General features: G+C 67.8%; 23 protein-coding genes. 13 read left to right on the forward strand and 10 right to left on the reverse strand.

Features of this window, described 5'->3' with window-relative positions:
• Positions 1 to 17 precede the first annotated feature (17 nt).
• Genes ACFVWG_RS31280 through ACFVWG_RS31320 form a run of 9 tightly spaced genes read left to right on the forward strand, consistent with a single transcriptional unit; the run spans position 18 to position 10,719 of the window.
• Positions 18 to 590, forward strand: a complete 573-nt coding sequence (locus tag ACFVWG_RS31280; RefSeq protein WP_391547039.1) for a hypothetical protein — start codon at positions 18 to 20, stop codon at positions 588 to 590.
• The gene (locus tag ACFVWG_RS31285; RefSeq protein ID WP_391547040.1) at positions 587 to 1,984 is read left to right on the forward strand and encodes an AAA family ATPase; all 1,398 of its coding nucleotides are present in this window, start codon (positions 587 to 589) and stop codon (positions 1,982 to 1,984) included. Before ACFVWG_RS31280 ends, ACFVWG_RS31285 begins: the two co-directional genes overlap by 4 nt.
• Positions 1,981 to 3,312 (forward strand): hypothetical protein, encoded by a 1,332-nt coding sequence (locus ACFVWG_RS31290; protein ID WP_391547041.1) that lies wholly within the window; start codon positions 1,981 to 1,983, stop codon positions 3,310 to 3,312. Before ACFVWG_RS31285 ends, ACFVWG_RS31290 begins: the two co-directional genes overlap by 4 nt.
• Positions 3,309 to 4,262 carry a glutamate ABC transporter substrate-binding protein gene (locus tag ACFVWG_RS31295; RefSeq protein ID WP_391547042.1) on the forward strand — a complete coding sequence of 318 codons (954 nt, stop codon included), beginning with the start codon at positions 3,309 to 3,311 and terminating at the stop codon, positions 4,260 to 4,262. The genes ACFVWG_RS31290 and ACFVWG_RS31295 overlap by 4 nt, the downstream gene beginning before the upstream one ends.
• Complete coding sequence (locus ACFVWG_RS31300) at positions 4,259 to 5,383, forward strand: hypothetical protein (protein WP_391547043.1); 1,125 nt, start codon at positions 4,259 to 4,261, stop codon at positions 5,381 to 5,383. The genes ACFVWG_RS31295 and ACFVWG_RS31300 overlap by 4 nt, the downstream gene beginning before the upstream one ends.
• Positions 5,380 to 7,659, forward strand: coding sequence for a tetratricopeptide repeat protein (locus tag ACFVWG_RS31305; RefSeq protein ID WP_391547044.1), 2,280 nt, complete (start codon positions 5,380 to 5,382; stop codon positions 7,657 to 7,659). Before ACFVWG_RS31300 ends, ACFVWG_RS31305 begins: the two co-directional genes overlap by 4 nt.
• Positions 7,656 to 8,714: a PP2C family protein-serine/threonine phosphatase gene (locus tag ACFVWG_RS31310; RefSeq protein WP_391547045.1), complete on the forward strand. Its 1,059-nt coding sequence runs from the start codon at positions 7,656 to 7,658 to the stop codon at positions 8,712 to 8,714. Before ACFVWG_RS31305 ends, ACFVWG_RS31310 begins: the two co-directional genes overlap by 4 nt.
• A 14-nt stretch (positions 8,715 to 8,728) precedes the next feature.
• Positions 8,729 to 10,006, forward strand: a complete 1,278-nt coding sequence (locus ACFVWG_RS31315) for a VWA domain-containing protein (RefSeq protein ID WP_391547046.1) — start codon at positions 8,729 to 8,731, stop codon at positions 10,004 to 10,006.
• Positions 10,003 to 10,719, forward strand: coding sequence for an FHA domain-containing protein (locus ACFVWG_RS31320; RefSeq protein ID WP_391547047.1), 717 nt, complete (start codon positions 10,003 to 10,005; stop codon positions 10,717 to 10,719). Before ACFVWG_RS31315 ends, ACFVWG_RS31320 begins: the two co-directional genes overlap by 4 nt.
• A 95-nt stretch (positions 10,720 to 10,814) precedes the next feature.
• Here ACFVWG_RS31320 and ACFVWG_RS31325 read toward each other — a convergent pair whose 3' ends face one another.
• Genes ACFVWG_RS31325 through ACFVWG_RS31335 form a run of 3 tightly spaced genes read right to left on the reverse strand, consistent with a single transcriptional unit; the run spans position 10,815 to position 13,045 of the window.
• Positions 10,815 to 11,564, reverse strand: coding sequence for an SDR family oxidoreductase (locus ACFVWG_RS31325; RefSeq protein ID WP_391547048.1), 750 nt, complete (start codon positions 11,562 to 11,564; stop codon positions 10,815 to 10,817).
• 45 nt (positions 11,565 to 11,609) lie between these two features.
• Positions 11,610 to 12,068, reverse strand: coding sequence for a hypothetical protein (locus ACFVWG_RS31330; RefSeq protein WP_391547049.1), 459 nt, complete (start codon positions 12,066 to 12,068; stop codon positions 11,610 to 11,612).
• Between the two features lie 38 nt (positions 12,069 to 12,106).
• Entirely contained in the window at positions 12,107 to 13,045 is a 939-nt protein-coding gene (locus tag ACFVWG_RS31335; protein ID WP_391547050.1) for a GNAT family N-acetyltransferase, read from the reverse strand.
• A 213-nt stretch (positions 13,046 to 13,258) separates the two neighbouring features.
• Here ACFVWG_RS31335 and ACFVWG_RS31340 point away from each other — a divergent pair, with 213 nt between their 5' ends.
• Positions 13,259 to 13,630 carry a ribonuclease domain-containing protein gene (locus ACFVWG_RS31340; protein WP_391547051.1) on the forward strand — a complete coding sequence of 124 codons (372 nt, stop codon included), beginning with the start codon at positions 13,259 to 13,261 and terminating at the stop codon, positions 13,628 to 13,630.
• Positions 13,631 to 13,704: 74 nt separating this feature from the next.
• Here the strand turns inward: ACFVWG_RS31340 and groL are convergent, their stop codons facing one another.
• The 5 genes from groL to ACFVWG_RS31365 all read right to left on the reverse strand — a co-directional run bounded on the left by groL (position 13,705) and on the right by ACFVWG_RS31365 (position 18,241).
• A complete protein-coding gene (gene groL, locus ACFVWG_RS31345; protein WP_391547052.1) occupies positions 13,705 to 15,330 on the reverse strand; it encodes a chaperonin GroEL in 1,626 nt (541 codons plus the stop codon).
• Between the two features lie 235 nt (positions 15,331 to 15,565).
• Positions 15,566 to 16,498 carry a zeta toxin family protein gene (locus tag ACFVWG_RS31350; RefSeq protein WP_391547053.1) on the reverse strand — a complete coding sequence of 311 codons (933 nt, stop codon included), beginning with the start codon at positions 16,496 to 16,498 and terminating at the stop codon, positions 15,566 to 15,568.
• Between the two features lie 56 nt (positions 16,499 to 16,554).
• Positions 16,555 to 16,890, reverse strand: a complete 336-nt coding sequence (locus ACFVWG_RS31355; RefSeq protein WP_391547054.1) for an MmcQ/YjbR family DNA-binding protein — start codon at positions 16,888 to 16,890, stop codon at positions 16,555 to 16,557.
• Between the two features lie 32 nt (positions 16,891 to 16,922).
• Positions 16,923 to 17,753, reverse strand: coding sequence for a PASTA domain-containing protein (locus tag ACFVWG_RS31360; RefSeq protein WP_391547055.1), 831 nt, complete (start codon positions 17,751 to 17,753; stop codon positions 16,923 to 16,925).
• Positions 17,750 to 18,241 carry a SigE family RNA polymerase sigma factor gene (locus ACFVWG_RS31365; protein ID WP_391547056.1) on the reverse strand — a complete coding sequence of 164 codons (492 nt, stop codon included), beginning with the start codon at positions 18,239 to 18,241 and terminating at the stop codon, positions 17,750 to 17,752. Before ACFVWG_RS31365 ends, ACFVWG_RS31360 begins: the two co-directional genes overlap by 4 nt.
• A gap of 155 nt (positions 18,242 to 18,396) precedes the next feature.
• Here ACFVWG_RS31365 and ACFVWG_RS31370 point away from each other — a divergent pair, with 155 nt between their 5' ends.
• On the forward strand, positions 18,397 to 18,729 hold the full coding sequence (locus tag ACFVWG_RS31370; RefSeq protein ID WP_391547057.1) for a PspC domain-containing protein: 333 nt from the start codon (positions 18,397 to 18,399) through the stop codon (positions 18,727 to 18,729).
• Positions 18,730 to 18,753: 24 nt separating this feature from the next.
• Positions 18,754 to 20,010: a M48 family metalloprotease gene (locus ACFVWG_RS31375; protein ID WP_391547058.1), complete on the forward strand. Its 1,257-nt coding sequence runs from the start codon at positions 18,754 to 18,756 to the stop codon at positions 20,008 to 20,010.
• Here ACFVWG_RS31375 and ACFVWG_RS31380 read toward each other — a convergent pair.
• On the reverse strand, positions 20,007 to 20,972 hold the full coding sequence (locus ACFVWG_RS31380) for a glycerophosphodiester phosphodiesterase family protein (RefSeq protein ID WP_391547059.1): 966 nt from the start codon (positions 20,970 to 20,972) through the stop codon (positions 20,007 to 20,009). The genes ACFVWG_RS31375 and ACFVWG_RS31380 overlap by 4 nt on opposite strands.
• 95 nt (positions 20,973 to 21,067) lie before the next feature.
• Between ACFVWG_RS31380 and ACFVWG_RS31385 the strand changes: the two genes are divergently transcribed.
• Entirely contained in the window at positions 21,068 to 22,198 is a 1,131-nt protein-coding gene (locus tag ACFVWG_RS31385) for a DUF418 domain-containing protein (RefSeq protein WP_391547060.1), read from the forward strand.
• Here ACFVWG_RS31385 and ACFVWG_RS31390 read toward each other — a convergent pair.
• The gene (locus ACFVWG_RS31390; protein WP_391547061.1) at positions 22,133 to 22,762 is read right to left on the reverse strand and encodes a lysoplasmalogenase; all 630 of its coding nucleotides are present in this window, start codon (positions 22,760 to 22,762) and stop codon (positions 22,133 to 22,135) included. The two genes, ACFVWG_RS31385 and ACFVWG_RS31390, sit on opposite strands and share 66 nt — an antisense overlap.
• Between the last annotated feature and the right edge of the window lie 46 nt (positions 22,763 to 22,808).

Genomic DNA, 22,808 nt, shown 5'->3' on the forward strand with positions numbered 1-22,808 from the left:
GCTAGCGGGGGACTTGCATGGCTCTGGGTGACTTCTTTGCGCGGCTGACCGGCCGGCAGCAAGAGCCCGAGCCTGCCCCGGGACCCCGTGCACCGACGAACGACGACCTGCTCGCAGCGCTCGTCCGGGTCGAGCAGTTGATCGCGGAGGGCGCCGTACCGGCTGTAGTGGCGTCCCGGGTCAACAGAGTGGTGCGGATCGTCCGGGAGACCATCCCGCGGCTCGGCAACCTGGCGGGCAGCGCGCAGGCCTACTCGGTGATGGCGACGGCGACCGACTACCTACCGGAGGCCATCGGCGGGTACCTGCGGCTGCCGCGCCAGTGGGCCGACACCCGGCCAGTGGACCGCGGCAAGACCTCACTGATGATCCTGATCGACCAATTGGACCTCTTGGGCGCAACGATGGACAAGGTGTTCGACGCGGTGAACCGGGCGGACGCGGCCGCACTGATCGCGCATGGCCGGTTCCTGCAGGAGAAGTTCGGCACCGGCTCCACCGGGGGAGGCTTGGCCCTTGGTCCGACCACATCGGCGCCACCACCTGACACGGGACCACTACAGCCACCACCAGGACGAGGGGGAGCATGAGCGGCGAGGGGGGATTGTCACTGCAGCAGGCGTTGGCCGCGCTGCTGGAAGTCGCCGTACGTGCAGGTGTCGAGGAGAACCGCGCCCGCACCGAAGCGCTGTCACTCGCTGCGGCCCTGGCGGAGTCAGCTCCCGGTGCACCAGCGGACTGGGCCACGGTCTTTCCCGGTGCGACCACGCAGGACTTCTTCGACGCCGCAGTCCGCGGACGACGCTGGCGCGGCGCACCAACCGCCGTACTGACTGAGCTGGTCACCGCTGGGTCACCAGAGAAGATCCCGTACGCCGAGGCGCTGGCTGAGCTCGCCTCTGCCTCCTGCACGTTGGGTGAGCCGACCATGCGCGTTGTCGGCAACGCATCGGTGGCTGCGGCTGCACAGCTGCAGGCAGCTGGCGCGCGACCGCTCCAGGTGGTGTCCACGCCTCCTCCTGCGGTTGCAGCGGTTGGAAAGGACGAGACAGTCGGCGACAAGCCCCAGGAGCCGGCCAAGACCGTCGACGAGTTGCTGGCCGAGCTGGACGAGCTGACCGGCCTTGAGCGAGTCAAGCGCGAGGTGCACCGACAGGTCGCCGTACTGCGGGTGGAGAAGCTGCGAGCCGAGGCAGGGTTGAAGAGCCCGACCATCACGCGGCACCTGGTCTTCGTGGGCAATCCGGGGACCGGCAAGACCACTGTGGCCCGGCTGGTCAGTGGGATCTACAAAGCGCTCGGACTGCTCTCCAAGGGACAGCTGGTCGAGGTGGACCGCTCAGAGCTCGTCGCCGGGTACCTGGGCCAGACCGCGACCAAGACCGCTGAGGTGGTCGCATCAGCGGCCGGTGGGGTGCTGTTCATCGACGAGGCGTACAGCCTGACCGCAGGTGACCTGGGCGCCGACCAGTACGGGCGTGAGGCCGTGGACACGCTGGTCAAGGAGATGGAGGACCGGCGCGACGACCTGGTCGTCATCGTTGCCGGATACCCCGAACCGATGGCGGTCTTCATCGCCGCCAACCCCGGACTGGCCAGCCGGTTCCGCACCACGATCTCCTTCGACGACTACAGCGACGAAGAGCTCACCGACATCCTCAGCGGTCTCACCGAAGGCGCCGACTACGAACTGGTGCCGGAGGCCCTGGACCGGTTCCGGGAGATCCTCACCGAGACTCCGCGCGGCCAGTCCTTCGGCAACGGCCGCTTCGCCCGCAACACGCTCGAAGCCGCCATCGGCCGGCACGCCTGGCGACTTCGCGACGTGACGGCACCCACCACCGACCAGCTGCGTCAGATCCTCGCCGAGGACCTCAGCGACGATCCCCCAGCGTCCAAAGATCCAGCGTCCGAAGATCCGGAGACGGGCGTCGGCGATTCTTCGGACGTTACGGATGTTCACGAGCAAGGAGTTGAGGCGTGACCCAGACCCAGAGTGCGCCACCCGCGACCTGGTCGCCGCCGACGCCACAGGAGCTCGCAGCACTCCAGCAACCCGGTACGCCGGCCCCACGCAGAGCCGTGGCCCAGTGGTTCGAGGGCACTCCGGGGCGGATGCGCGCCTACCTGGTGCTCGCGGCCGCCATCAGCGTCGTCTTCGGGCTCTGTGCAGCGCAGGGCTTCAACCAGTCCGACGGTGCGTTGCAGCGTGCGGAGGCGAACGCCGCTCAACTGGTGCGGATCCAGGCGATCCACACCAACCTGGTGAGCGCCAACGCCGACGCGACAAACGCCTTCCTGGTCGGCGGCCTCGAGCCTGCCGACCAGCGCCAGCACTTCACCGACTCAATGGCGTCGGCTGCTCGTCTCGTAGCTGAGGCCGCCAGTGCGCAGCCGGCCGACCGGGATGCACTAGGTCAGCTCAACACGACTCTGGTGACCTACCAGGGTCTGATCGAGCAGGCGCGAGCTAACAACCGGCAGGGGCTGCCGATCGGGTCCCAGTACCTGCGCGACGCCAACGCGACGCTACAGAACGATGCGCTGCCTTTGGTGAAGGCTCTGGTCGCCGCCAACGAGAAGCGCGTCGACACAGAGTTCGGCGGCGTCGGTGACGGCGCATGGTGGGTCTTCCTCGGCGGACTGGTCGCGCTGTTCGTCCTGTTCATCACCCTGCGCTGGCTGGCCCGCCGCACACATCGCTACCTCAACATGCCGATCGCAGTCGGCGGAGTGATCGTTCTGCTCACCACCCTGATCGGTGGGATCGCACTGTTCACCGCATCCGGTCACGCGACCGACACCCGTGATGGCGACTACGCCTCCACGCTCGCGTTGTCGCGAGCCCGCATCGCGGCGTACGACGCCCGCTCGAACGAGAGCCTCACGCTGATCGCCCGCGGCTCCGGAGACGCCTACGACAAGGCCTACAACGAGTCGACCGCCACCGTTGAAGACCAACTGCGCAAGATCTCCGGTAGGAGCGAGGGCTCCAGTCTGTGGGATGTCTACAAAGTGGCCCACGCCGAGATCCGCAACCAGGACGCCAAGATGGGTAACTGGGACCTGGCGGTCAAGATCGCTACTGGAACTCCACCGCCGACGACGAAGGAGAACTCCGTCGAGGCCTTCAGCGACTTCGACAAGGCGACGGCGCAGGAGCTGGAGACCAAGAGCAACGGCGCCAGTACACAACTGAAGGACGCCCGCGACGGACTGCCGCCGATCGGTTGGTTGGGTTTGCCGATCGGGATCCTGGTGGCGTTGCTGGTTGCCTGGGGTATGTCGCAGCGACTGGGGGAATACCGATGAAGAAGCTGATCGCTGCGTCTGTCGCGGTGCTGATGACCGTCACCGCCTGCAGCTCCGGCGCCTACGACGCAACCGAACTACCCCCGAAGCCGCAGCCGAAGGCCGTCGCTCCCCCAGCTCCCGCAAAACCGTGTGACGATTCCAAGGCGCTGCAGTCTTATGCACCTGCTGGTGCATCGCTGGACACGCCCGCCCTGAAGCGGATCATCGGCCATGGTCGGCTGATCGCGGGGGTGTCCGCGGACAGTCTGCACCTGGGATCCCGCAACCCGATCAGTGGTCAGGTCGAGGGTTTCGACATCGACATGGTGAAGGCGGTCGCCAAGGCGATCTTCGGCGACGAGAACAAGATCGAGCTGCGGGTGATCTCCAGCCCACAGCGCATTCCCGTGCTGCAGAACCACACCGTCGACATCGTTGCGCGCAACATGACGATCAACTGTGCGCGCTGGGGGCAGATCGCGTTCTCGGCCGAGTACTACCACTCCGGGCAGAAGACGCTGGTCCCGCTGGACTCCACCGCGAAGACCACCAAAGACCCAGTGCTGAACGGGAAAACGATCTGCGCCCCGGCCGGGTCCACCAGCTTGGACAACCTGAAGAAAGAAAACCCGCAGGTCATCCCGATCACCGCGGACACCGACACGGGATGTTTGGTGCTGTTCCAGTCGGGCAAGGCCTACGGGATCAGTGGTGATGACACGGTACTGGCCGGTGACGCTGCTCAGGATCCCTATGCGAAGGTGCTGCAGGAGAAGGCGTTCAGTGCCGAGCCGTATGGCCTGGGAATGAACAGCGAGGACACCGACCTCGTGCAGTTCGTGAATCAGGTGCTGGAGCAGATGAAGGCGGACGGGCGTTGGGCAGCGTCGTACGAAAAGTGGCTCGAGCCTGACCTTGGGAAGGCCAAGCCGCCGGCGCCCGTCTACGGACGGCCTCTCCCCCGATGACGGTTCGGACGCCTACTGCGGCGGCGCCGGCGCCGCCGGGGCGGATGGGGAGCAGCGTTCCGGCGAGCGAACTGCTGTCGTTCCTGAATGCCTTGGGAACTTGGCGGGATCGGCGCAAGGCCGAGCTGGAGGAGTTGGACCAGGCCGCTCTGCACGCGCCGGACTCGGACGCGCTGAGTGCGGATGTTGTGCTCAGTATGGCGGTCTGGAAGGCGGTTTCGGACCGCTACGAGTTGATCCTGGTCACGTGGGATTCGGGGCGGGTCGGGCAGACCGAGACCGAGCGGATCTCGACGCTGATCTGGGGTGGGCTGGATACCGGGAGCGCCGGTGGGTCGCTCGCGGTTTCGTTGCCTGAGGCATGCAAACTGTCGGACGCGCTGGCGTCGAGTCTGCGCGCCAAGCTAGCGCTCGAGCCCGGCGATGCCGATCGCGCCGCCAAGCTGCGCCAGCTGCGCGCGCAGGTCGAGCGGATCGCCGACCTGGTCAAGCTGGAGCCCGCCAGTGTCCGCAACGCGGCGCTGGCCGAGCACCACGACCTTGACCGCCGCCTGACAGACCTTGCCGACCGCAACAAACGTGGTGCGGACATCGGCGGTCTGATCGGTCCGTTCGAGATCGACGCCGCTCGCGCCGAGCGCGACCTGATCGTCGGTGCGGCCACGCGCAAGGAGCGTGCAGCCGATGTGGCGCGCGCCCGGACGCTGCGGGGTGACCTGGAGGCGCAGGGCACGGCAGTGCGAGCCCTGGCTGACAAGGCGGTTGCTGCGGTGACGCCCGCCCCGCGGCTCGCCGTACCGGATGTCACTGCACTTGGACCGGTACCGAACACCCCTGCTGAGCTGGAGAAGTACCTGACGCGGCTGGACGCCGTACGGCGGGCTCTCGGGCAGGCGCAGACGGCCTACGCCGCGGCTGTGGCCCGGCGGGACGAGTTGGCGGCGCTGCTGGACGCGTATCAGGTGAAGTCGGGGCGATTGGCCCCGAACAACGAAGACCTTGCGGAGTTGTACCGGCGTGGCCGTGCCGTGATGGAGACGCAGCCGGTGGACACAGTCCGGCTCGCTGCGCTCGTCACGGCGTACCAGGCCTACCTGGAGAGCACAGGAGGGACCAGATGACGACCATCGCCTGCCAGGAGCCCGGTTGTACGGGCACCATTGTGGACGGCTACTGCGACGTGTGCGGCACCCCCGCACCAGCTGGCGCGGTGAGCCCGTCGGCGGTCGCCGGAGCCCCTGACGTGGTCGCACCGGACCAGCCGGACCCAGACCCGATCAGTACGCCGTCAACCGTGTCCCGCGCGTCTAACCGGCTCGCGTCCACCCCGCTCGGCTCTGCGCGCGCTGCGCAGGCAGGGTCCAAGCTGACGCGCCGGTTGGGTACGTCGTCCACCCGGCTGCGCGGTGCGCGGCTGGGCGCCGGCCTGACCCACGTGCCGACGATTCCGGCGATCGACGCGAGCAAGGCGATCCTGGCGAACCCGATGGTGCCGGAGGACCGCCGGAACTGCCCCAGCTGTGGCAACCCGGTCGGCCGGTCGCGTGACGGTCAGCCGGGCCGCACTGAGGGCTTCTGCCCGAAGTGCCGCAACCCCTTCTCGTTCTCGCCGAAGCTGAAGGACGGCGACCTGGTTGGCGGCCAGTACCTGGTCAAGGGCTGTCTGGCGCACGGTGGCTTCGGCTGGATCTACATGGCCCAGGACCAGAACGTCTCGAACCGCTGGGTCGTCCTGAAGGGTCTGCTGAACTCTGAGGACCCGGACGCCGTCGCGGCCGCGATCGCCGAGCAGCAGTTCCTGGCCCGCGTCGAGCACCCGCTGATCGTGGAGATCTACAACTTCGTCACCCACGACGGCGCCGGCTACATCGTCATGGAGTACGTCGGCGGCACGTCGCTGAAGACGCTGCTCAAGCAACGGATGGCTGCCAACAACAACGTGTACGACGCGCTGCCGATCGACCAGGCCATCGCCTACATGCTGGAGATCCTGCCCGCGTTCTCGTACCTGCACGACCTCGGCCTGGTCTACTGCGACTTCAAGCCGGACAACATCATCCAGGTCGGTGACGCGGTCAAGCTGATCGACCTCGGCGGTGTCCGGCGGATCGACGACATGGACTCGGCCATCTACGGAACGGTCGGCTTCCAGGCACCTGAGGTGGCCGAGGTCGGCCCGTCGATCGCATCGGACATCTACACGCTCGGCCGGACGCTGTGTGTGCTGGCGATGGAGTTCCGCGGGTACCAGACCCGCTACGTCACCTCACTACCCCCGGTGGGCGAGGTGCCGCTGTTCCAGAAGTACGACTCGGTCTACCGGCTCCTGCTCAAGGCCTGTGCCAAGGACCCGGCGGACCGCTTCCAGACCGCTGACGAGTTCCGCGTGCAGCTCCTCGGCGTACTGCGGGAGGTCGTGGCCGACAAGCAGGGCGTCAAGGCTGCACAGCACTCCGCCTCCTCACTGCTGTTCGGTACGCCGGGCGACAAGTCGCTCGGACTGGGTGACGCGGCCGCACCGTGGCAGCGGCTGCCCTCACTGATCTCTGACGACAGCGACAAGATGGCCGGCTGGCTGAAGACCGTCAGCGTGCCGGACGCGACGAAGCGGCTCGAGCTGCTGGTGGACGCGCCCGAGCCGTCGCCGCAGATCCTGCTGGAGATCGCTGAGACCTCACTGGAGGTAGGTGCCGAGCGCTACGACATGGTCGACACCGCGGTAGCGGATCTGCTCGCTGAGGACCCGTGGGAGTGGCGGGCGGTCTGGATGGCCGGACTGGTCGCGCTGGCCCGTGGTGACGCGGCTGCTGCCCAGTCCGCGTTCAACGCTGTCTACGGCCAGGTCCCGGGTGAGCTGGGGCCCAAACTCGCGCTGGCGATCGCCTGCGAGATGAGCGGCGAGTTCGACGTTGCCGAGGGCCTCTACCAGACCTGCGCGAGTACGGACGCCAACTACATCGCTCCGTCCGCCTTCGGGCTGGCTGACATCCGGACCAAGCGCAACGACCTCGACGGCGCCCTGGCCGCACTGGACCTGGTACCGCGAACCAGCGGCGCGTATGTGCGTGCTCGTCGTCAGCGAGCCGGTCTGCTGGCAGGATCGGGGCGTGGCCTGGATGCGCTCGCTCAGGCGATGGACAGCATCGAGTCGCTGACCATCGACCCGGTCGACCGGGCCAACCTGGCGGCGAACGTGTTCCGGGCCGCATTGGACGAGGTACGGCAGTCCGGTCCGCAGGCAGGTCTGCGGATCGACGGCCGGGAGGCGACCGAGCCGGCCCTGCGGGACGGGCTCGAAGCCACCTACCGGCACCTGGCCGCCCAGGCCGAGAGCCGGCCGGAACGGATCGCCCTGGTCGACCTGGCCAACGAGGTTCGAGGATGGACGTTGCGATGACGAGTACGACCGACACGGTCTGCCCCAGCTGTGGTGGCCATGTGTCCGAGGCCGACCGCTTCTGCGAGGCCTGTGGCACCGAGCTCAACCCCGGCACCGCCAGTACGACGACTCCGAACTCACCGGCGCTGGACACCGACACCGAGCCGACCGTCGAGATCAACGGCCTGCCACCGGTGGGGCCCTGTACGTCGTGCGGTGGCACCGTCGGCGCGGACGGGTACTGCGAGACCTGCGGTACCAAAGCGGCCAAGCCACGTGACCACTACAGCGAGCAGCCGGCGCCGTGGGTGGCCGGTGTCTGTGACCGGGGTATCCGGCACAGCCGCAACGAGGACTCGATGGCGATCGCAGCCGACGCGGAGCCGGGCAGCCGGGCGCTACTGGTCGTGTGTGACGGCGTGAGCTCGTCACTCGACTCGGACGTCGCCTCACTCGCGGCAGCCCGCGCCGCGCGCGACGTACTGACTGCTGGACACGCACAGGGCATCGGCACTGAGTCGTCGCGCGGTGGTGCGATCGTGGCCCGGCTGAACGCTGCGGCGGATGCCGCGAGTGACGCCGTACTGGAGAGCACCAGCCCCGACAGCCCGAATCCGGCGTCCTGCACGTTCGTGGCCGCCGTACTGGAGGACGGGCTGCTCGTCGCGGGCAACGTTGGTGACAGCCGGGCGTACTGGTTCCCGGACGCATCAGAAGCCGTCGCACTGACGGTGGACGACTCCTGGGCGGCTGAGCTGATCGCGACCGGCATCTCCCGTCAGGAGGCCGAGTCCGGTCCGCACGCGCATGCGATCACCCGCTGGCTCGGCAAGGACGCACCGGACCACACACCCCGTACGACGACTGTCCGGGTCAACGAGCCGGGCTGGGTCCTGGTCTGCTCGGACGGATTGTGGAACTACTGCTCCGAGGCGGCACCGTTGGCCGACCTCGTCCGTCAGTTCGCTGCGGCCCACAGTGGCGAACCACTCGCCACGGCATCCGCACTGGTCGACTGGGCGAACGCCCAAGGCGGCCAGGACAACATCACCGTCACGCTCGCGCGTGTTTAAGGGGAGGACCCGAGATGGCAGACTTCACCGCCGCTGTTTACCAGAACGAGTTCCTGCCTGACGGCGGTACCGACGTGCACGCGATCGTCACCGTGACCTGCTCCGGTGCCGGTGCGGCTGGCCAGTCCGGTAGCGGTGACGCGGGCGAGATCATCATCGTCGACACCTCCGGCTCGATGGGCCGCGAAGGCGTCCAGGCTGCTGCGTTCGCCGCGCAGACCGCTCTCGACCAGATCCTCGACGGGGTCTGGTTCGCGGTGATCTCCGGTAACGACCGCGCCCAGCTGGCCTTCCCGCCGTCCGCGGAGCCGGTGATGGTCAAGATGGACCCGTACACCCGGCAGGCGGCCAAGGACGCCGTGGCCCGCTTCTACGCCGACGGTGGCACCGCGATGGGCACCTGGCTGCGGCTGGCTGGCCGCGTCTTCGCCACTGTGCCGTCGCTGTCGCAGAAGCACGCAATCCTGCTGACGGACGGCGAGAACCAGCACGAGACGCCGGAGGCACTTACCCAGGCGATCCAGGCCGTCACCGGCCAGTTCCAGTGCGACACCCGCGGTGTCGGCGTGGCCTGGCAGGTCGACGAGGTACGGCGGATCGCCCAGGCGCTGCTCGGCACTGTGGACATCATCCCGGCCCCGAACCAGCTCGCAGCCGAGTTCTCCAAGCTGATCCAGAACGCGATGAGCCGTGGTGTCGCCCAGGCGGACCTGCGGGTCTGGGCGCCGCAGGGTGCCGAGGTGCTGTTCGTCCGCCAGGTCGCCCCGACCGTCGAGGACCTGACCTCACGCCGTACGGCGATCAACCCGCTGACCGGTTCCTACCCGACTGGCTCGTGGGGTGACGAGTCCCGCGACTACCACGTGTCGATCCGGCTGGCTGCGAAGGGAATCGGCCAGGAGCAGCTCGCAGCTCGGGTCCAGTTGACCATCGGGGACAACGTCGTGGCACAGGGTCTGGTGAAGGCGCTGTGGTCGTCCGACGAGGCACTGACCACGCGGATCAGCCCTGAGGTCGCGCACTACACCGGACAGACCGAGCTGGCCGAGGCGATCCAGGACGGCCTGGCTGCGAAGGCTGCCGGTGACACGGCGACGGCGACCACCAAGCTGGGCCGTGCGGTCCAGCTGGCCGCTCAGACCGGCAACGAGGAGGCCACCACGCGCCTGCGCAAGGTGGTCGACATCGATGACCAGGACACGGGTACCGTCCGGTTGAAGCGGACCGTCGAGAAGGCCGACGAGATGGCACTCGACACGGCCTCCACCAAGACCACCCGGGTGAAGAAATGAGCACAGTGAACTGTCCGAGCGGACACCCGTCCGTCTCGACCGACTACTGCGACGTCTGCGGCCTACCGATCGGCGCTGCCGCGACACCGGTAGCGCCGCCGGCCCCCGCGGTCGCAGCGCCCGGTCCGGCGGTCGCCACGCAGACGTGCCCGAACTGCTCGGAGTCGGCGGCCGCGGACGCGCTGTTCTGCGAGAGCTGCGGCTACGACTTCACCACCGGCACCATGCCGCGCGCAGCCTCGTCTCTCGACCTCTCCGCCACTCCCCCAACCGCACCGCCCGCACCGTCGCCCGTAGTGGCCGAGTGGGTAGTCGAACGCTGGGTAGACCCCGACTGGTACGCCGTACAGCAGAGTGACGACCCCTGTCCGTCACCCGGCCTGCCTGTGGTGATCCCAGTGACCGAGAAGAGCGCACTGGTCGGACGGCCCTCCCGCAGCCGCGGCATCTCCCCCGAGGTCGACTGTGGCGACGACTCCGGTGTGAGCCGCCGCCAGGCGCAGCTAACGACAGACGGCCAGCGCTGGTGGGTCGAGGACCTGCAGTCCGCCAACGGCACCTACGTCGCCCCCGCCGCCGGCCCCCTGCCCGAGACCCCCATCCCGCCGGGCCAGCGCCAGGAGCTCGACGCCGACGACCGCATCTACGTCGGCGCCTGGACCCGCCTCGTCCTCCGCAAAGCCACCCCCGAAGAACAAGCCGGCCAGGCGTAAGCAGATGGCTGGATAACCTGGACTAATCTTGCTCTAAGTCCAGGTTATCCAGCTAACCTGGACTTAGAGTCGGCAAATCACGTCTGGCCAGTCCATCAAAAGGTGGCTGTCATGCCGCCGTCGACTGCGATGGTTTGGCCGGTCACGAAGGAGGCCGAGTCGCTGGCCAGGAACACGACCGCGCCGGCGATCTCTTCCGGCCGGCCCCAACGGCCGAGCGCAGTCCTGGTCTGCAGCCACTGGGTCCATTTCGGGTCTTGCGCGAGGTCGGCATTCACCTCCGTGGCGAAGGTGCCCGGCGCCACTGAGTTAACCGTGATGCAGTGCCGCCCGAGGTCCGCCGCGAGCGCTCTGGTCAGGCCGTCCAGGCCCGCCTTCGCGACGGGATAGGCGACGTCGCCGACCCGGCCGAGCTGGCCCATCACCGACGACACGTTGATGATCCGCCCGGGCCGATCGGCCTGCACCAACTGTTGAGCGACCTGGCGGCTCAACGCGTACGCCGCGGTGAGGTGGACGTCGAGCAGCCGGCTCAGATCAGCCGGCTCCAGTACGTCGAACCCGCGGCGATCACGCTGTCCGACGTTGTTGACCAGGATGTCGACCGGGCCAATCGCGGCGAGCCCATCACGGGCGGCCTCCAGGTCGGTCACGTCGAAGGCAGCGGCCGCGGCGTCCAGCCCGTCGTCGCGGAGCCGAGCGACCGTCTGGTTCAACGCCTCGGCATCGCGTCCATTGAGCATCACCCGGGCCCCCGCCGTACCGAGGCCGCGTGCCATCTCCAGCCCCAGCCCACGCACCGAGCCCGTCACCAGCGCCGTGCGTCCGGTCAACCCGAAACTCATCCCGCCACCCCCAACTGAAACAATCGTGTCAGTAGAGACGCTAGCCTACAACTGTTCTTCCGCCCGCTCCGCCAGGGCACGACTGGCGGGTCTCAAGCACAGCCATTCGATGAGCGTGGATCCGATCACGATCGGGATCAGCCACGTCCACGGGTGGTCCGGGACGGTGGTGATCACGATCGCCGTCCAGAGGGCGATCCAGGCACCGCCGTACCCGCGCAGGACGCCGCGGTACCAGAGACCGCCGGGAGACTCGGCGGAGCGCTGACCCAGGTAGACGAACAGGTAGGTCGCGACGGCGACGGGCCAGAAGAACCAGAGCCGCTTCCAGTCGTAGGGGACCATCACGAGGGCCGCCAGGCAGACCACGGCGATCGCCCAGTGATAGGCCTCGCCGACCCAGTTCAGCCGACGGCGGCGCAGCGTCACCACGATGGCCGGGATCCCGAGCAGGACGCCCAGGACCCCGGCCACCAGGTGCAGAATCAGTGCGAGATCTCGCACCGGAAACTCCCTGACATGTCAGGGAGCATAGGGCTGGCTCACGCCGGCGGGAAGGACAGAACCCGGCGTACGGCGAAGTTTCGGTAACCGCCGCGCTCGAAGGCCTTCGCCATCGGCACGTTGCCGAAATCGGTGTCCGCCCGGATCTGCTCGGCCCCGGTCTCGGCCAGCTGATGGGTGATCTCGGCGAGCAGGTCGTCGATGTACCCGTGGCCACGATGCTCGGGCAGTACGCCGAGATACCCGACCACCGGACCGCCGTTGTTGGCCGACGGGATCCCGAACCCGATCAGCCTGCCCTCGGCGTCGTACCCGAAGCGCCACCAACCGCGATCGCCCTTCAGTATCGTCTGGTAGGCCTCGACCTCCTCCCGAGCGGCGGCCTCGGCGCCGAGCCGGGCCACATCGCGGGCGGTCGCCGCATCCAGACTGCCTTCGCTGATCCTCATGAACATGGTGACGAAGGCCTCGTCGTCCGCCGGCTCGAAGTGCAGCCGCGTCGATCGCGGCGGCAGCCCGTACGACGGCTCCCACTCGTACCGCAGGCGGTCCGTGACCTCGGTCAGCCCGGCCGCCGCGGCCGCCTGCATGCGCGGTTCGACGGCCGCGACCACGGCCGGATCGGACTCCCAGTCGCCGGCCAGGAAGAGGTGGTACTCGGGCTGCTCGGCCTCGGCCGGCCTGGCTTGCAGGACATGCTTGATCAAGGCCGTCCAGGTCGGGACCGGGTCGCCGTCGCCGACGAAGTACAGGCCGTCGATGCTGTACGGCTGGTCCTGGTCGAAGCTTCCCCACCAGATGACGAGCGCCTGGATCGCGCCGTCCTCCTCGACGACCCAGCTCCAGTCGTGCCGGTAGTACCCGATCTCGAGGTACTCGTTGTAGCGCTCGAGCGTGACGGTGTTGACCGTCGGCTGCTGCTCGATCAGCGTGCGGATGGTGCCGAGGTCGGCCTCGACGGTGTTGCGAATACTCACAGGTCCTCCAACAGGAGGCGCGCCGCTCCGCTCAGTGCGAGCTGTGATGGCGGGCAGGTCGCGCCGGAATACCAAACAGGGTGATCATCGGTCGCTCCTTCCGCTCGTGGCGTTCTCGCCGCGGCAGACTCTAGGGGGCCGAGGAGGTCATAGTCCAACTGTTATTCATATCTGGGATGTGCAGTGGTTGCTCGGGGCGGGAAACCTCCGGCCATGAGATCCCTCATCACCGCCCTCACCCTCGCCGTCGCGACCACCGTCGCCCCCGCTGCGGCCTACGCCGCCCCGACCGCTGTCTCGAACTGCGCACTGAGCTCACTGCCGTCGCAGGCCTCGGACACCCTCCGGCTCATCCACTCCGGTGGGCCGTTCCCGTACAGCCAGGACGGCACCGTCTTCCAGAACCGGGAAGGCATCCTGCCGAGCCAGTCGACCGGCTACTACCACGAGTACACCGTCAAGACCCCGGGCTCTTCCGACCGCGGCGCGCGCCGGCTGATCGGCGGCGGCTCCCCGGTCACCAACCCGCAGTCCGTGTACTACACCGGCGACCACTACGCGTCGTTCTGCAAGGTCATCTCCTAGACAGCAGAAAGCGGTCCCGGGCCATCAGCCCGGGACCGCCTTGTACTGCTGGGGTATTGCTGAACTTCAGCGGATCAGAAGTCCATGCCGCCCATGTCGGGCGCGCCACCCGGAGCGGCCGAAGCCTTCTCCGGCTTGTCGGCGATGACGGCCTCGGTGGTGAGGAACAGGGCCGCGATCGAGGCTGCGTTCTGCAGCGCCGAGCGCGTCACCTTGGCCGGGTCGATGATGCCGGTGGCGATCAGGTCGACGTACTCACCGGTCGCGGCGTTCAGACCGTGACCCGGCTCGAGGTTGCGAACCTTCTCCACCACAACGCCGCCCTCGAGGCCGGCGTTGAAGGCGATCTGCTTCAACGGAGCCTCGACCGCGGACAGCACGATCGCTGCACCGGTGGCCTCGTCACCGTCGAGCTCCAGCTTCTCGAAGGCGAGAACCGAGGCCTGCAGCAGCGCGACGCCACCACCGGCGACGATGCCCTCTTCGACGGCAGCCTTCGCGTTGCGAACGGCGTCCTCGATGCGGTGCTTGCGCTCCTTCAGCTCGACCTCGGTGGCCGCGCCGACCTTGATGACCGCAACGCCGCCGGCCAGCTTGGCCAGGCGCTCCTGCAGCTTCTCGCGGTCGTAGTCGGAGTCGGACTTCTCGATCTCGGCGCGGATCTGGTTGACCCGGCCACCGATCTGGTCCGCGTCGCCCTCGCCCTCGACGATGGTCGTCTCGTCCTTGGTGACGACGATCTTGCGGGCCTGGCCGAGCAGCTCCAGGTCGACGGTGTCGAGCTTGAGGCCGACCTCCTCGGAGATGACCTCACCGCCGGTCAGGACGGCGATGTCGACGAGCATGGCCTTGCGGCGGTCACCGAAGCCCGGCGCCTTGACGGCGACGGCCTTGAAGGTGCCCTTGATCTTGTTGACGACCAGGGTCGCCAGCGCCTCGCCCTCGATGTCCTCGGCGATGATGGCCAGCGGCTTGCCGGTCTGCATGACCTTCTCCAGCACCGGGACCAGGTCCTTGATGCTCGAGATCTTGCTGTTCACGATCAGGATGTAGGGGTCGTCGAGGACCGCTTCCATCCGCTCGGTGTCGGTCACGAAGTAGGGCGAGATGTAGCCCTTGTCGAAGCGCATACCCTCGGTGAGCTCGAGCTCGAGGCCGAAGGTGTTGCTCTCCTCGACGGTGATGACGCCTTCCTTGCCGACCTTGTCCATCGCCTCGGCGATGATCGAGCCGACCTGGGTGTCGGCGGCCGAGATGGACGCCGTCGCCGCGATCTGCTCGCGGGTCTCGACCGGCTTGGCCAGTGCCAGCAGCTGCTCGCTGATGGCCTCGACCGCCTTCTCGATCCCCTTCTTCAGGCCCATCGGGTTGGCGCCGGCGGCCACGTTGCGCAGACCCTCGCGCACGAGCGCCTGAGCCAGCACGGTGGCCGTGGTGGTGCCGTCACCCGCGACGTCGTCGGTCTTCTTCGCGACCTCCTTGACGAGCTCGGCCCCGATCTTCTCGTACGGGTCCTCGAGCTCGATCTCCTTGGCGATCGAGACACCGTCGTTGGTGATGGTGGGGGCGCCCCACTTCTTCTCCAGGACGACGTTGCGGCCCTTCGGGCCGAGCGTCACCTTCACGGCATCGGCGAGGGTGTTCATACCCCGCTCGAGGCCACGGCGCGCCTCTTCGTTGAAAGCAATAAGCTTGGGCATTCTCCGCGAGTCCTCCCGCGTCGAGACTTTGGTGGATCAGCCGGCCAGATGCCCGCGACGGACGGCACCGGAGTCGTGGCGCTCATGTCCCGCCCCGCTCCCGGCACCTCATCGGGCCGTCTTCAGTACGCGATCCCAGGGCGCGAGCGTTATCACTCTCGCCCGGGGAGTGCTAACCAAGTATTAGCACTCGACCCAAACGAGTGCAAGCCAGGTCCGGCCGAGCGACCGCGAGTCAGCCCAGAACCGACAGGCGGAGGTCGATGTCCCGACCCCGGCTGTTCGGCTGGGGTTCTGGGCGCTCGGACTCCCGGCGTACGGCGCGCTCCACGGTCTCCCGCACCTTCGGTGCCAGGCCCCGGCGCTTGAGGACGAGCTCGGCGGTTCGCATCAGGTGGTCGTGTGACCTCGGCGTAGGCGGCTGGGCACGCTCTTCGAGAATGGCTTGCTTGACTCGCGGCGGTTGCGCCCAGGCGCCGTCCACGGTCCGGCTGTTCTCGTACACGACACAGCCGCCGCGGTCGACGAGGTAGATGTCGTCGATCAGGCCCTCTGTCTCCAGCGTCTGCGCTGTATCGGGCAACTCGGCGTAGAACTCGTCGTGCAGGTCAGGGTCGAACCAGCCGCCGTCTCCCCCAGTGTCCAGAGCCGTCTGATGGCGCTCGGCGAGTGCGATGGAGCTATCCGCGTGGTTGACGATCAGGTAGACGAAGCTGGACCGGTAGTCGAGCTCCCTGAAGTCACCGGCCCACCTCCGCGCCCACTTCTGCCGAGCGAGCGGGTGGCTGGCCAACAGGTCGTACCGCGGGTCGCCCGCGCACAAGTGCGCCAGGATGGCCTCATGGAGCCCGCCGTTGGAGCCGGTCTCCAAGGCGTCGGCCACCATCTCGAGCCCCTGGATCCCGTGCGCGCGGCGGAGAGCGTCGTACCGGGGATGGACCAGCAGGCTCGCGTCGCCGTCGTACAACGCGATTCGGTCGGCGCCGAGCGCCCTGTGGACCAGCCGCTGCATCGTCGTCTTACCTGCCGCCGGCTGGCCACCGAACACGACCGCGCGCGGTCGTACGCCGGGCGCCCGGTCCGGAGGAATGGACGGCGTCAGCTGGGCGAGCCGCTCAGCAAACGCCCGCTCCCGCTCTGCTGCGGTGAGGTCTGCGTCCAGGGTCACCTGCTCAGGATGGCCCGCCGACTACGCCGCAGCGAGCCGTTTTCGGGCGCTGCGGCTCAGTGGTCCAGTTGGGCGATCAGATACTTCGGGGCGGTGAGGCGCCAGGCCTCGGTGAGGAGCTCAGCGACCTCCTCCTCGTCGGCCGCGTCCAGGGTGATGTCCACCCAGGCGAAGCGGCCGCTCTCCCACGAGGGGGAGTAGACGTCAGGACTCTCGGCGACGAGGGCCTCCTGCTCTTCACGGAAGGCCTTCACGATCAGCCGGGTCTCGTCCTCGGACAGATACGCAAAGCCCTTCTTGCGCACCTTGAAAGCAGGCTGCCCGGCCCAGCCCTCGTGTTCCTCGGCCCCGGGCAGCGCCCGCACCACCTTCAGCACCACCTGCGCATCCATACCCCCACGCTAGGCAGCCCCACCGACATTTCTCAGCCGGCGACCGTCACGGTGACCGTGGACCCGTTGGGCACCATCGTGCCGACCGCTGGCGAAACCGCCACGACGTACCCCTTGTCCGTATGAGGGACCCTCTTGGTCTCGTACCGCACTTGAAGGCCCAGCGAGGTGAGCGATTTCGTGTAGTCCGTCCGGGTTGCGTATCCGTACACGCGGAAGGCGGGAACTCCGGTCTGGTCGTTCACGATCCGGATCTGCTTCAGCATCTGCTCGGCAGTCTCGGCGTTCTTGGACGAAATCGCCCCGATCACGACGCCCAGCGAAGGGAACTCCACCGCACCCCCACAGGTGTAGTCATCGACAGAGGCCGGGTCTCCGTAACAAGTCGCCGACGTCCACGCGACGGGCACACCACCGATCTCCGCATTGATTGGCGCAGGCTCGTCCGTCAGCCGCCGGATCCGCACGCTCTCAACCCGTGGACTTGCATGGAGGGTGCACATCTCTGACTCCGGATTCACGATGACGGTGTCGACCGTCGGCAGACCGCATCTCACGACGTCCGCCGGCCAGGCCTTGGGCACTGCGATCGCGACGTGTCCCAGTCCGACCAGGCGCATGCCCTCCGGCACTGGGGTTGCTACCGGCGGGCGGTCGACCGGAGGGGCTGCTTTGTCCGTCAGTACCGTCGTTGTGGTCATCGCGGCGGCCACGGCGAGCGCCGTACCGGCTGCGGAGAAGACTGATGTACGGCGGCGCCTGCGGCGGGTCGCACCTGCACGCATGGCGTCGATGGGAGGTGGGTTGACGGCCGTCTGCTCGCCGGCTCGCTCGAGGAGCTCGGTCAGTTGTGCTTCGTTCATTTGATCTCTCGCAGTTCTGCCAGGTGTGGGTCCTGAGCCAGGGCCTTCATGCCCCGCGACACACGGCTCTTCACGGTGCCGGCGGCGACGCCGAGCACGGAGGCCATCTGCTGTTCGGTCAGGTGTGCGTAGTAGCGCAGTACGACGGCTGTCCGTTGATCAGTCGGCAGCCGGTTGAGGGCACGAGTCATCAGGTCGGTGTCGTCGACACCTGCGGTCTGGTCGTCGTCGGGGTGCTCCGGCAGGACTGCCGACGGCTTCTCACCGTGCCAGCGACGTCTGCGAGAAGAGATGAAGCTGTTGACCAGCATCCGGTGCACGTAGGCGTCCCGGTCGTCCACCGCGCTGACCCGCTTCCACTTCAGCAGGCACCGCTCCAGCACCGTCTGGACCAGGTCTTCCGCTTCGGCATGCGCGCAGCCCAGCAGCACGGCGGACCGCACCAGCACCTGCCAGCGCGCCGCCACGTACTCGGTGAAGTCATCCATCCGGCATCCTCCCTCACCGTGAAGACAGCCTGGCCCGCCCGTGAGGTTCCACGAAAGTAGTCAGGGTGGTGGACAGGGGTCCCCGGGGTCGGGTCAGGGCTCAGTCGGTACCGATCCTGATGTGGTGGAGGGTCCCCGAACGGGAGAGTGGAGCCATGACGAACTCCAACGCACCGTTCTCGAACCTGTCCGGCAAGGTCCTGCGTCGCTCCAGCTCCCAACGGATGCTGTCCGGCGTCTCCGGCGGTATCGCCGAGTACCTCAACATCGACGTCACCCTGGTCCGCCTGGGCATCGTCGGCCTCACCATCATCACCGGTGGCACCGCCATCCTCGGCTACGCCATCGCGTGGATCGTGATCCCCGAGGGCGACGGCAAGGCCGTCTGGCAGCACGTCCAGGAATCCGCCAACCACCAGGACAAGACCCCCGAAGGCGACATCGCCTCCCGCATCTACGACGACGCCCCCAAGCCGCCGGCCGCCTGACCCTCGTCCTGTCACACTCTGCGGGTGCAGAGTGCTGACGAGATCACCAGCTGCCCCGACTGCGGACACCAGATCCGTGTCGACCGGCGCTACGTGACCTGGTGCGAGAAATGCGACTGGAACGTCGACCCGACGCCGTTGCTCGACCTGACGCCCGCCTGGCGGCTGAGAGTCGAGCAACGGCTGGTCGACTCGCTCTACCGTGAACTCGAGCAGGGAGCGATCCATCGCCCCGGCTGGGACGCAGCTCGCGTCGCCGCCAACCTGCTCTCCGTACTGATCCTCCTGCTGCCGCTCACCGCATTCCTGACCGGCATTGCACTACTGGTGTTCTACCGGCCCTTCTGGTTCAGCGCCATCCTGGCGCTGCTCGCTCTGACCGTCGCCTTCGTGTTCCGGCCACGGGCCGGCCAGCTCGACGACCACCAACTCGTCCACCGCGATCAGGCGCCTGTCTTGTTCGCCGTACTGGACGAAGTCGCCACCGCCGTCGGCGCCCGGCCCGCAGTGGCCGTGGCAGTCACCGGTGAGGCCAACGTCTGGTACCACCAGGTCGGTTGGCGCTTCAACCCGATCATCGGCATCGGGCTGCCGCTCTGGATCGGTCTGAATCCTCAGGAGCGAGTTGCCATCCTGGCCCATGAGTTCGGCCATGGCCGGCACGGTGATGCGCGAAGTGGATGGCTGATCGGCAACGCGCACAGCGTCCTTGAAGGACTGCGAGAGACCTTCAGTGAGAGCCCCCTTGATCAGGCACGCCGCGAGTGGGGTGCCGAGGAACTCAGCGGTGGGACTCTGTTCAGCCGGATGGTCAATGCGACAGTGGGCGCGGTAGTGCGCGGCCTAAGCGCCGTACTCAACCGCCTGGAGCTACGTAGCGGTCAGCGCGATGAGTACCTCGCAGATCGCCGCTCAGGTGAGATCGCCGGCTCTGAAGCTGCCGTGCACGCGTTACAGCGCACGCTGCTGGCCGGCACCTCGTACGACGCACTGCTCCGGGCGCTGCGGTTCCCGACCGAGCTCGCGCCACTGGAGGCGGTACGGCGCGCAGTGACCGAAGTGCCCGCCCGGGAGATCGAGCGCCGGCTGCGGGTGAGTCAGGTGCATGGAACTCGCACCGACTCCACGCACCCGCCGACGTCTTTGCGGATTGAGCTGCTCCGGACGCGCCCGGCCACGTCGGCACAAGTCGTCCTCGGCATCGACCAGTCACGCGCCATTGACCGTGAACTGGAGGAGACCGCGGCGCAGGTGCTTCGAGAAGTGAAGGCGGAGCTCTAGCCAGGTAGTGAGGCGGCTTTGAGGGTGGCCGCTGCGATGTCGGGGTGGTCGGCGAAGATGCCTTGCAGGCCCAGGGACGCGAAGCGGGACAGTTCGGTGCGGAAGTCCGTGTTGGTCGGCAGGAAGCGGCGTTCGGCGCGGAAGGTCCAGGCTTGGACGCCGAGGCCGGCGCGGTGGGCCTGGTCGACCAGGCGGGTGGGCTCGCCCAGTGCACCGGAGGAGGTGCGCGGGATGACCAGGTCCTTGTGCGGGGCCAGGATCTGCGCGTAGGTCGAGATCTCGCGCAGGCCGGCCGGGTCGAGCATGTCGCTGAAGGTGCGGCCGTCGCCGACCCGGAGGTAGTCGTACGGCGAGCTCTCGGAGTCGACGAGCTGCACCAGCGGTACCCGGGTCATCACGGCCAGCCGGCGCAGACTGGTCGGCTCGAAGGACTGGATCATGATCTCGTCCTCGCGCAGACCCAGGGCGAGGATGCGCTCGGTCAGCAGCTCCTCGAGGGGCAGACCGAGGCGGCGGAAGTACGTGGGGTGCTTGATCTCGGGGATCACCCCGAGCGGCCGGCCGAGGCGCTGAGACTCCTGCCGGGCCAGTGCGACCACGTCGTCGAACGTGGGGATCGCCTCGGTGCAGTCGTAGGCCGTGTTGGCCGAGCGCAGGGCGGGCATCCGCTCGCGGGCCCGCAGCATCCGCAGTTCGGCGTAGGTGAAGTCCTCGACGAACCAGCCGGTCACGGCCTCGCCGTCGACGATCTTGGTGATCCGCCGGTCCGCGAAGACCGGGTGGTCCGCGACGTCCGTCGTACCGGAGATCTCGTTCTCGTGCCGGCAGACCAGGACGCCGTCGAGCGTGGCGACCAGGTCCGGTTCCAGGTAGTCGGCCCCTTGGGCCGCGGCCAGGCGGTACGCCGCCGGCGTGTGTTCCGGACGGTACCCGCTCGCTCCCCGATGCGCGATCACCAGCATGGTTCCAGGACAGGCGGCGCACATGGCTCGCTGGGAACTCGTTGCCCAACGCAAGGTGAAGGTCACCGAACCGAACCACGCCTACGCTCTGTGCCATGACCGGCCCGACCGCACTCAAGGACCGCGCCCTCGGACCCGATCTGGCGCGCGGACTTCTCCTGTTGTTCATCGCGCTGGCCAACACGCACGGTTTCCTGCACCCGCCGGGCGTCGGCGACATCCGCTCGATGCCGATCCCCAGTGCGCTGCCGGACCGGGTCGTCGCGTTCCTGGAGACCACTCTGGTCGACGGACGCTCGTACACGATGTTCGCGACTCTCTTCGGCTATGGCATGGTGCAGCTCGCCCGCCGCCAGTCCAGCGACGAGAAGCTGCTCCGCCGTCGCGCACTGGCTCTGATACTGATCGGTGTCCTGCACGCCGTGCTGCTCTACTACGGCGACATCCTCACCGCCTACGGCCTGATCGCACTCGTCCTGGCCTCGGCGATCCGCTGGAGTGACCAGCGCCTGCTCGTCACCGGCGCCGTACTGGCTCTGCTCGGTTCCTGGGCCTTCGCATTCCTGGCCACTCCGAACCCACCGGATTCGGAGATGTACCCCTGGTCGGCGGCGCACAACCCGCTCCTGGGCATGGCCGGCCGTGCCTTCTCCATCTCGTTCGGTGCACCGATCCTGGCGGTCAGTGCGGCCGGTGCGTTCCTGTTCGGCATCTGGGCCGCACGCCGCAAGCTGTACGAGCAGCCGGAACAGCATGAGCAGACGCTGCGCCGGATGGTGGCGATCGGCGTACCGCTGTCGTTCCTCGGTGGCGTCCCGCTCGCTCTCTACACCTCAGGTCTGCTGACGGCGACTGACTCCAACATCATCCCGGTGGCCGGGCTGCACGCCCTGACCGGCTTCGCGGGCGGTCCGGCGTACGCCGCTCTGATCGCACTCTGGTCGCTTCGAGTACGACGTACTCCGCTCGTCACCGCGATCCAGGCGACCGGCCAGCGCTCGCTGACGTCGTACCTGACGCAGTCCGTTGTCTGGACCATCATGTTCGCGCCGTTCCTGCTCGACCTGGGCCACACGATGACTCTGTGGCAGTCAGTCATCCTCGCCATCGCCACCTGGTCTCTCACGGTCTTCCTGGCCGACCTGATGCGTCGGCGCGATCTACGCGGCCCGTTCGAGGTCCTGCTCCGCCGGCTGACCTACCGCAACCAGACTGCTCGCCAGTAAGTACTGCGCAACGCAGTACGTCGCCATCACCAGGTAGGGCCGCGCACCGAACTCGTGCCCGGCCAGTCCGAGCCCGATGAGCGCATCGGAGATCAGGAACACCGCACCGCCGATTCCGGAGCGCCAACCACTCCACGCGCTCGTCACGGCGGTCGTCGTCAGCAGCAGCGAGTAGAGGACCACCGGAACGCGGACGTCCCCCAGCCCTGGCCAGAGCAGTGCCAGGACGGCGACCCACACCACCCCGTACGCCGCGACCACCACTAGCGACCGTCTCGTGGACCGGCGGATGAACAGCCACACGTAACAGACATGTGCGACGCCGAACGCCGCCATACCCGGAATCAGATGATCGACCTGCAGCAGGAAGTCGCCGACCAGTGAGGCGGCCAGTCCGATCAGGAGCGCGACCGGTCCGCCGTGCAGACGCACCCAGACGGCCAGGGCCGGCATCAGCAGGACCTTGGTGACCGCCTCGGACCACGGTTCGCCGACGGCGATCGTGACCAGGTGTACAGCGGCGATCACGGTGTACGCGGCGAGCCAGGCCGAGCCTCGTTTCATGGGTCGATGGTGCCCGATTAATTCATATGCGGTTTGTCGGTGGGCC

This window comes from Kribbella sp. NPDC058245 (assembly GCF_042882005.1).
Lineage (GTDB): Bacteria > Actinomycetota > Actinomycetes > Propionibacteriales > Kribbellaceae > Kribbella.

Bases quoted from the DNA above. Each gene is read 5' to 3' on its own strand.
- ACFVWG_RS31280 (WP_391547039.1), top strand. From the start codon at position 18: ATGGCTCTGGGTGACTTCTTTGCGCGGCTGACCGGCCGGCAGCAAGAG.
- groL (WP_391547052.1), bottom strand. From the start codon at position 15,330: ATGCCCAAGCTTATTGCTTTCAACGAAGAGGCGCGCCGTGGCCTCGAG.
- ACFVWG_RS31325 (WP_391547048.1), bottom strand. From the start codon at position 11,564: ATGAGTTTCGGGTTGACCGGACGCACGGCGCTGGTGACGGGCTCGGTG.
- ACFVWG_RS31385 (WP_391547060.1), top strand. From the start codon at position 21,068: ATGACCGGCCCGACCGCACTCAAGGACCGCGCCCTCGGACCCGATCTG.
- ACFVWG_RS31380 (WP_391547059.1), bottom strand. From the start codon at position 20,972: ATGCTGGTGATCGCGCATCGGGGAGCGAGCGGGTACCGTCCGGAACAC.
- ACFVWG_RS31310 (WP_391547045.1), top strand. From the start codon at position 7,656: ATGACGAGTACGACCGACACGGTCTGCCCCAGCTGTGGTGGCCATGTG.
- ACFVWG_RS31370 (WP_391547057.1), top strand. From the start codon at position 18,397: ATGACGAACTCCAACGCACCGTTCTCGAACCTGTCCGGCAAGGTCCTG.
- ACFVWG_RS31300 (WP_391547043.1), top strand. From the start codon at position 4,259: ATGACGGTTCGGACGCCTACTGCGGCGGCGCCGGCGCCGCCGGGGCGG.
- ACFVWG_RS31305 (WP_391547044.1), top strand. From the start codon at position 5,380: ATGACGACCATCGCCTGCCAGGAGCCCGGTTGTACGGGCACCATTGTG.
- ACFVWG_RS31285 (WP_391547040.1), top strand. From the start codon at position 587: ATGAGCGGCGAGGGGGGATTGTCACTGCAGCAGGCGTTGGCCGCGCTG.
- ACFVWG_RS31340 (WP_391547051.1), top strand. From the start codon at position 13,259: ATGAGATCCCTCATCACCGCCCTCACCCTCGCCGTCGCGACCACCGTC.
- ACFVWG_RS31365 (WP_391547056.1), bottom strand. From the start codon at position 18,241: ATGGATGACTTCACCGAGTACGTGGCGGCGCGCTGGCAGGTGCTGGTG.
- ACFVWG_RS31315 (WP_391547046.1), top strand. From the start codon at position 8,729: ATGGCAGACTTCACCGCCGCTGTTTACCAGAACGAGTTCCTGCCTGAC.
- ACFVWG_RS31295 (WP_391547042.1), top strand. From the start codon at position 3,309: ATGAAGAAGCTGATCGCTGCGTCTGTCGCGGTGCTGATGACCGTCACC.
- ACFVWG_RS31390 (WP_391547061.1), bottom strand. From the start codon at position 22,762: ATGAAACGAGGCTCGGCCTGGCTCGCCGCGTACACCGTGATCGCCGCT.
- ACFVWG_RS31320 (WP_391547047.1), top strand. From the start codon at position 10,003: ATGAGCACAGTGAACTGTCCGAGCGGACACCCGTCCGTCTCGACCGAC.
- ACFVWG_RS31360 (WP_391547055.1), bottom strand. From the start codon at position 17,753: ATGAACGAAGCACAACTGACCGAGCTCCTCGAGCGAGCCGGCGAGCAG.
- ACFVWG_RS31355 (WP_391547054.1), bottom strand. From the start codon at position 16,890: ATGGATGCGCAGGTGGTGCTGAAGGTGGTGCGGGCGCTGCCCGGGGCC.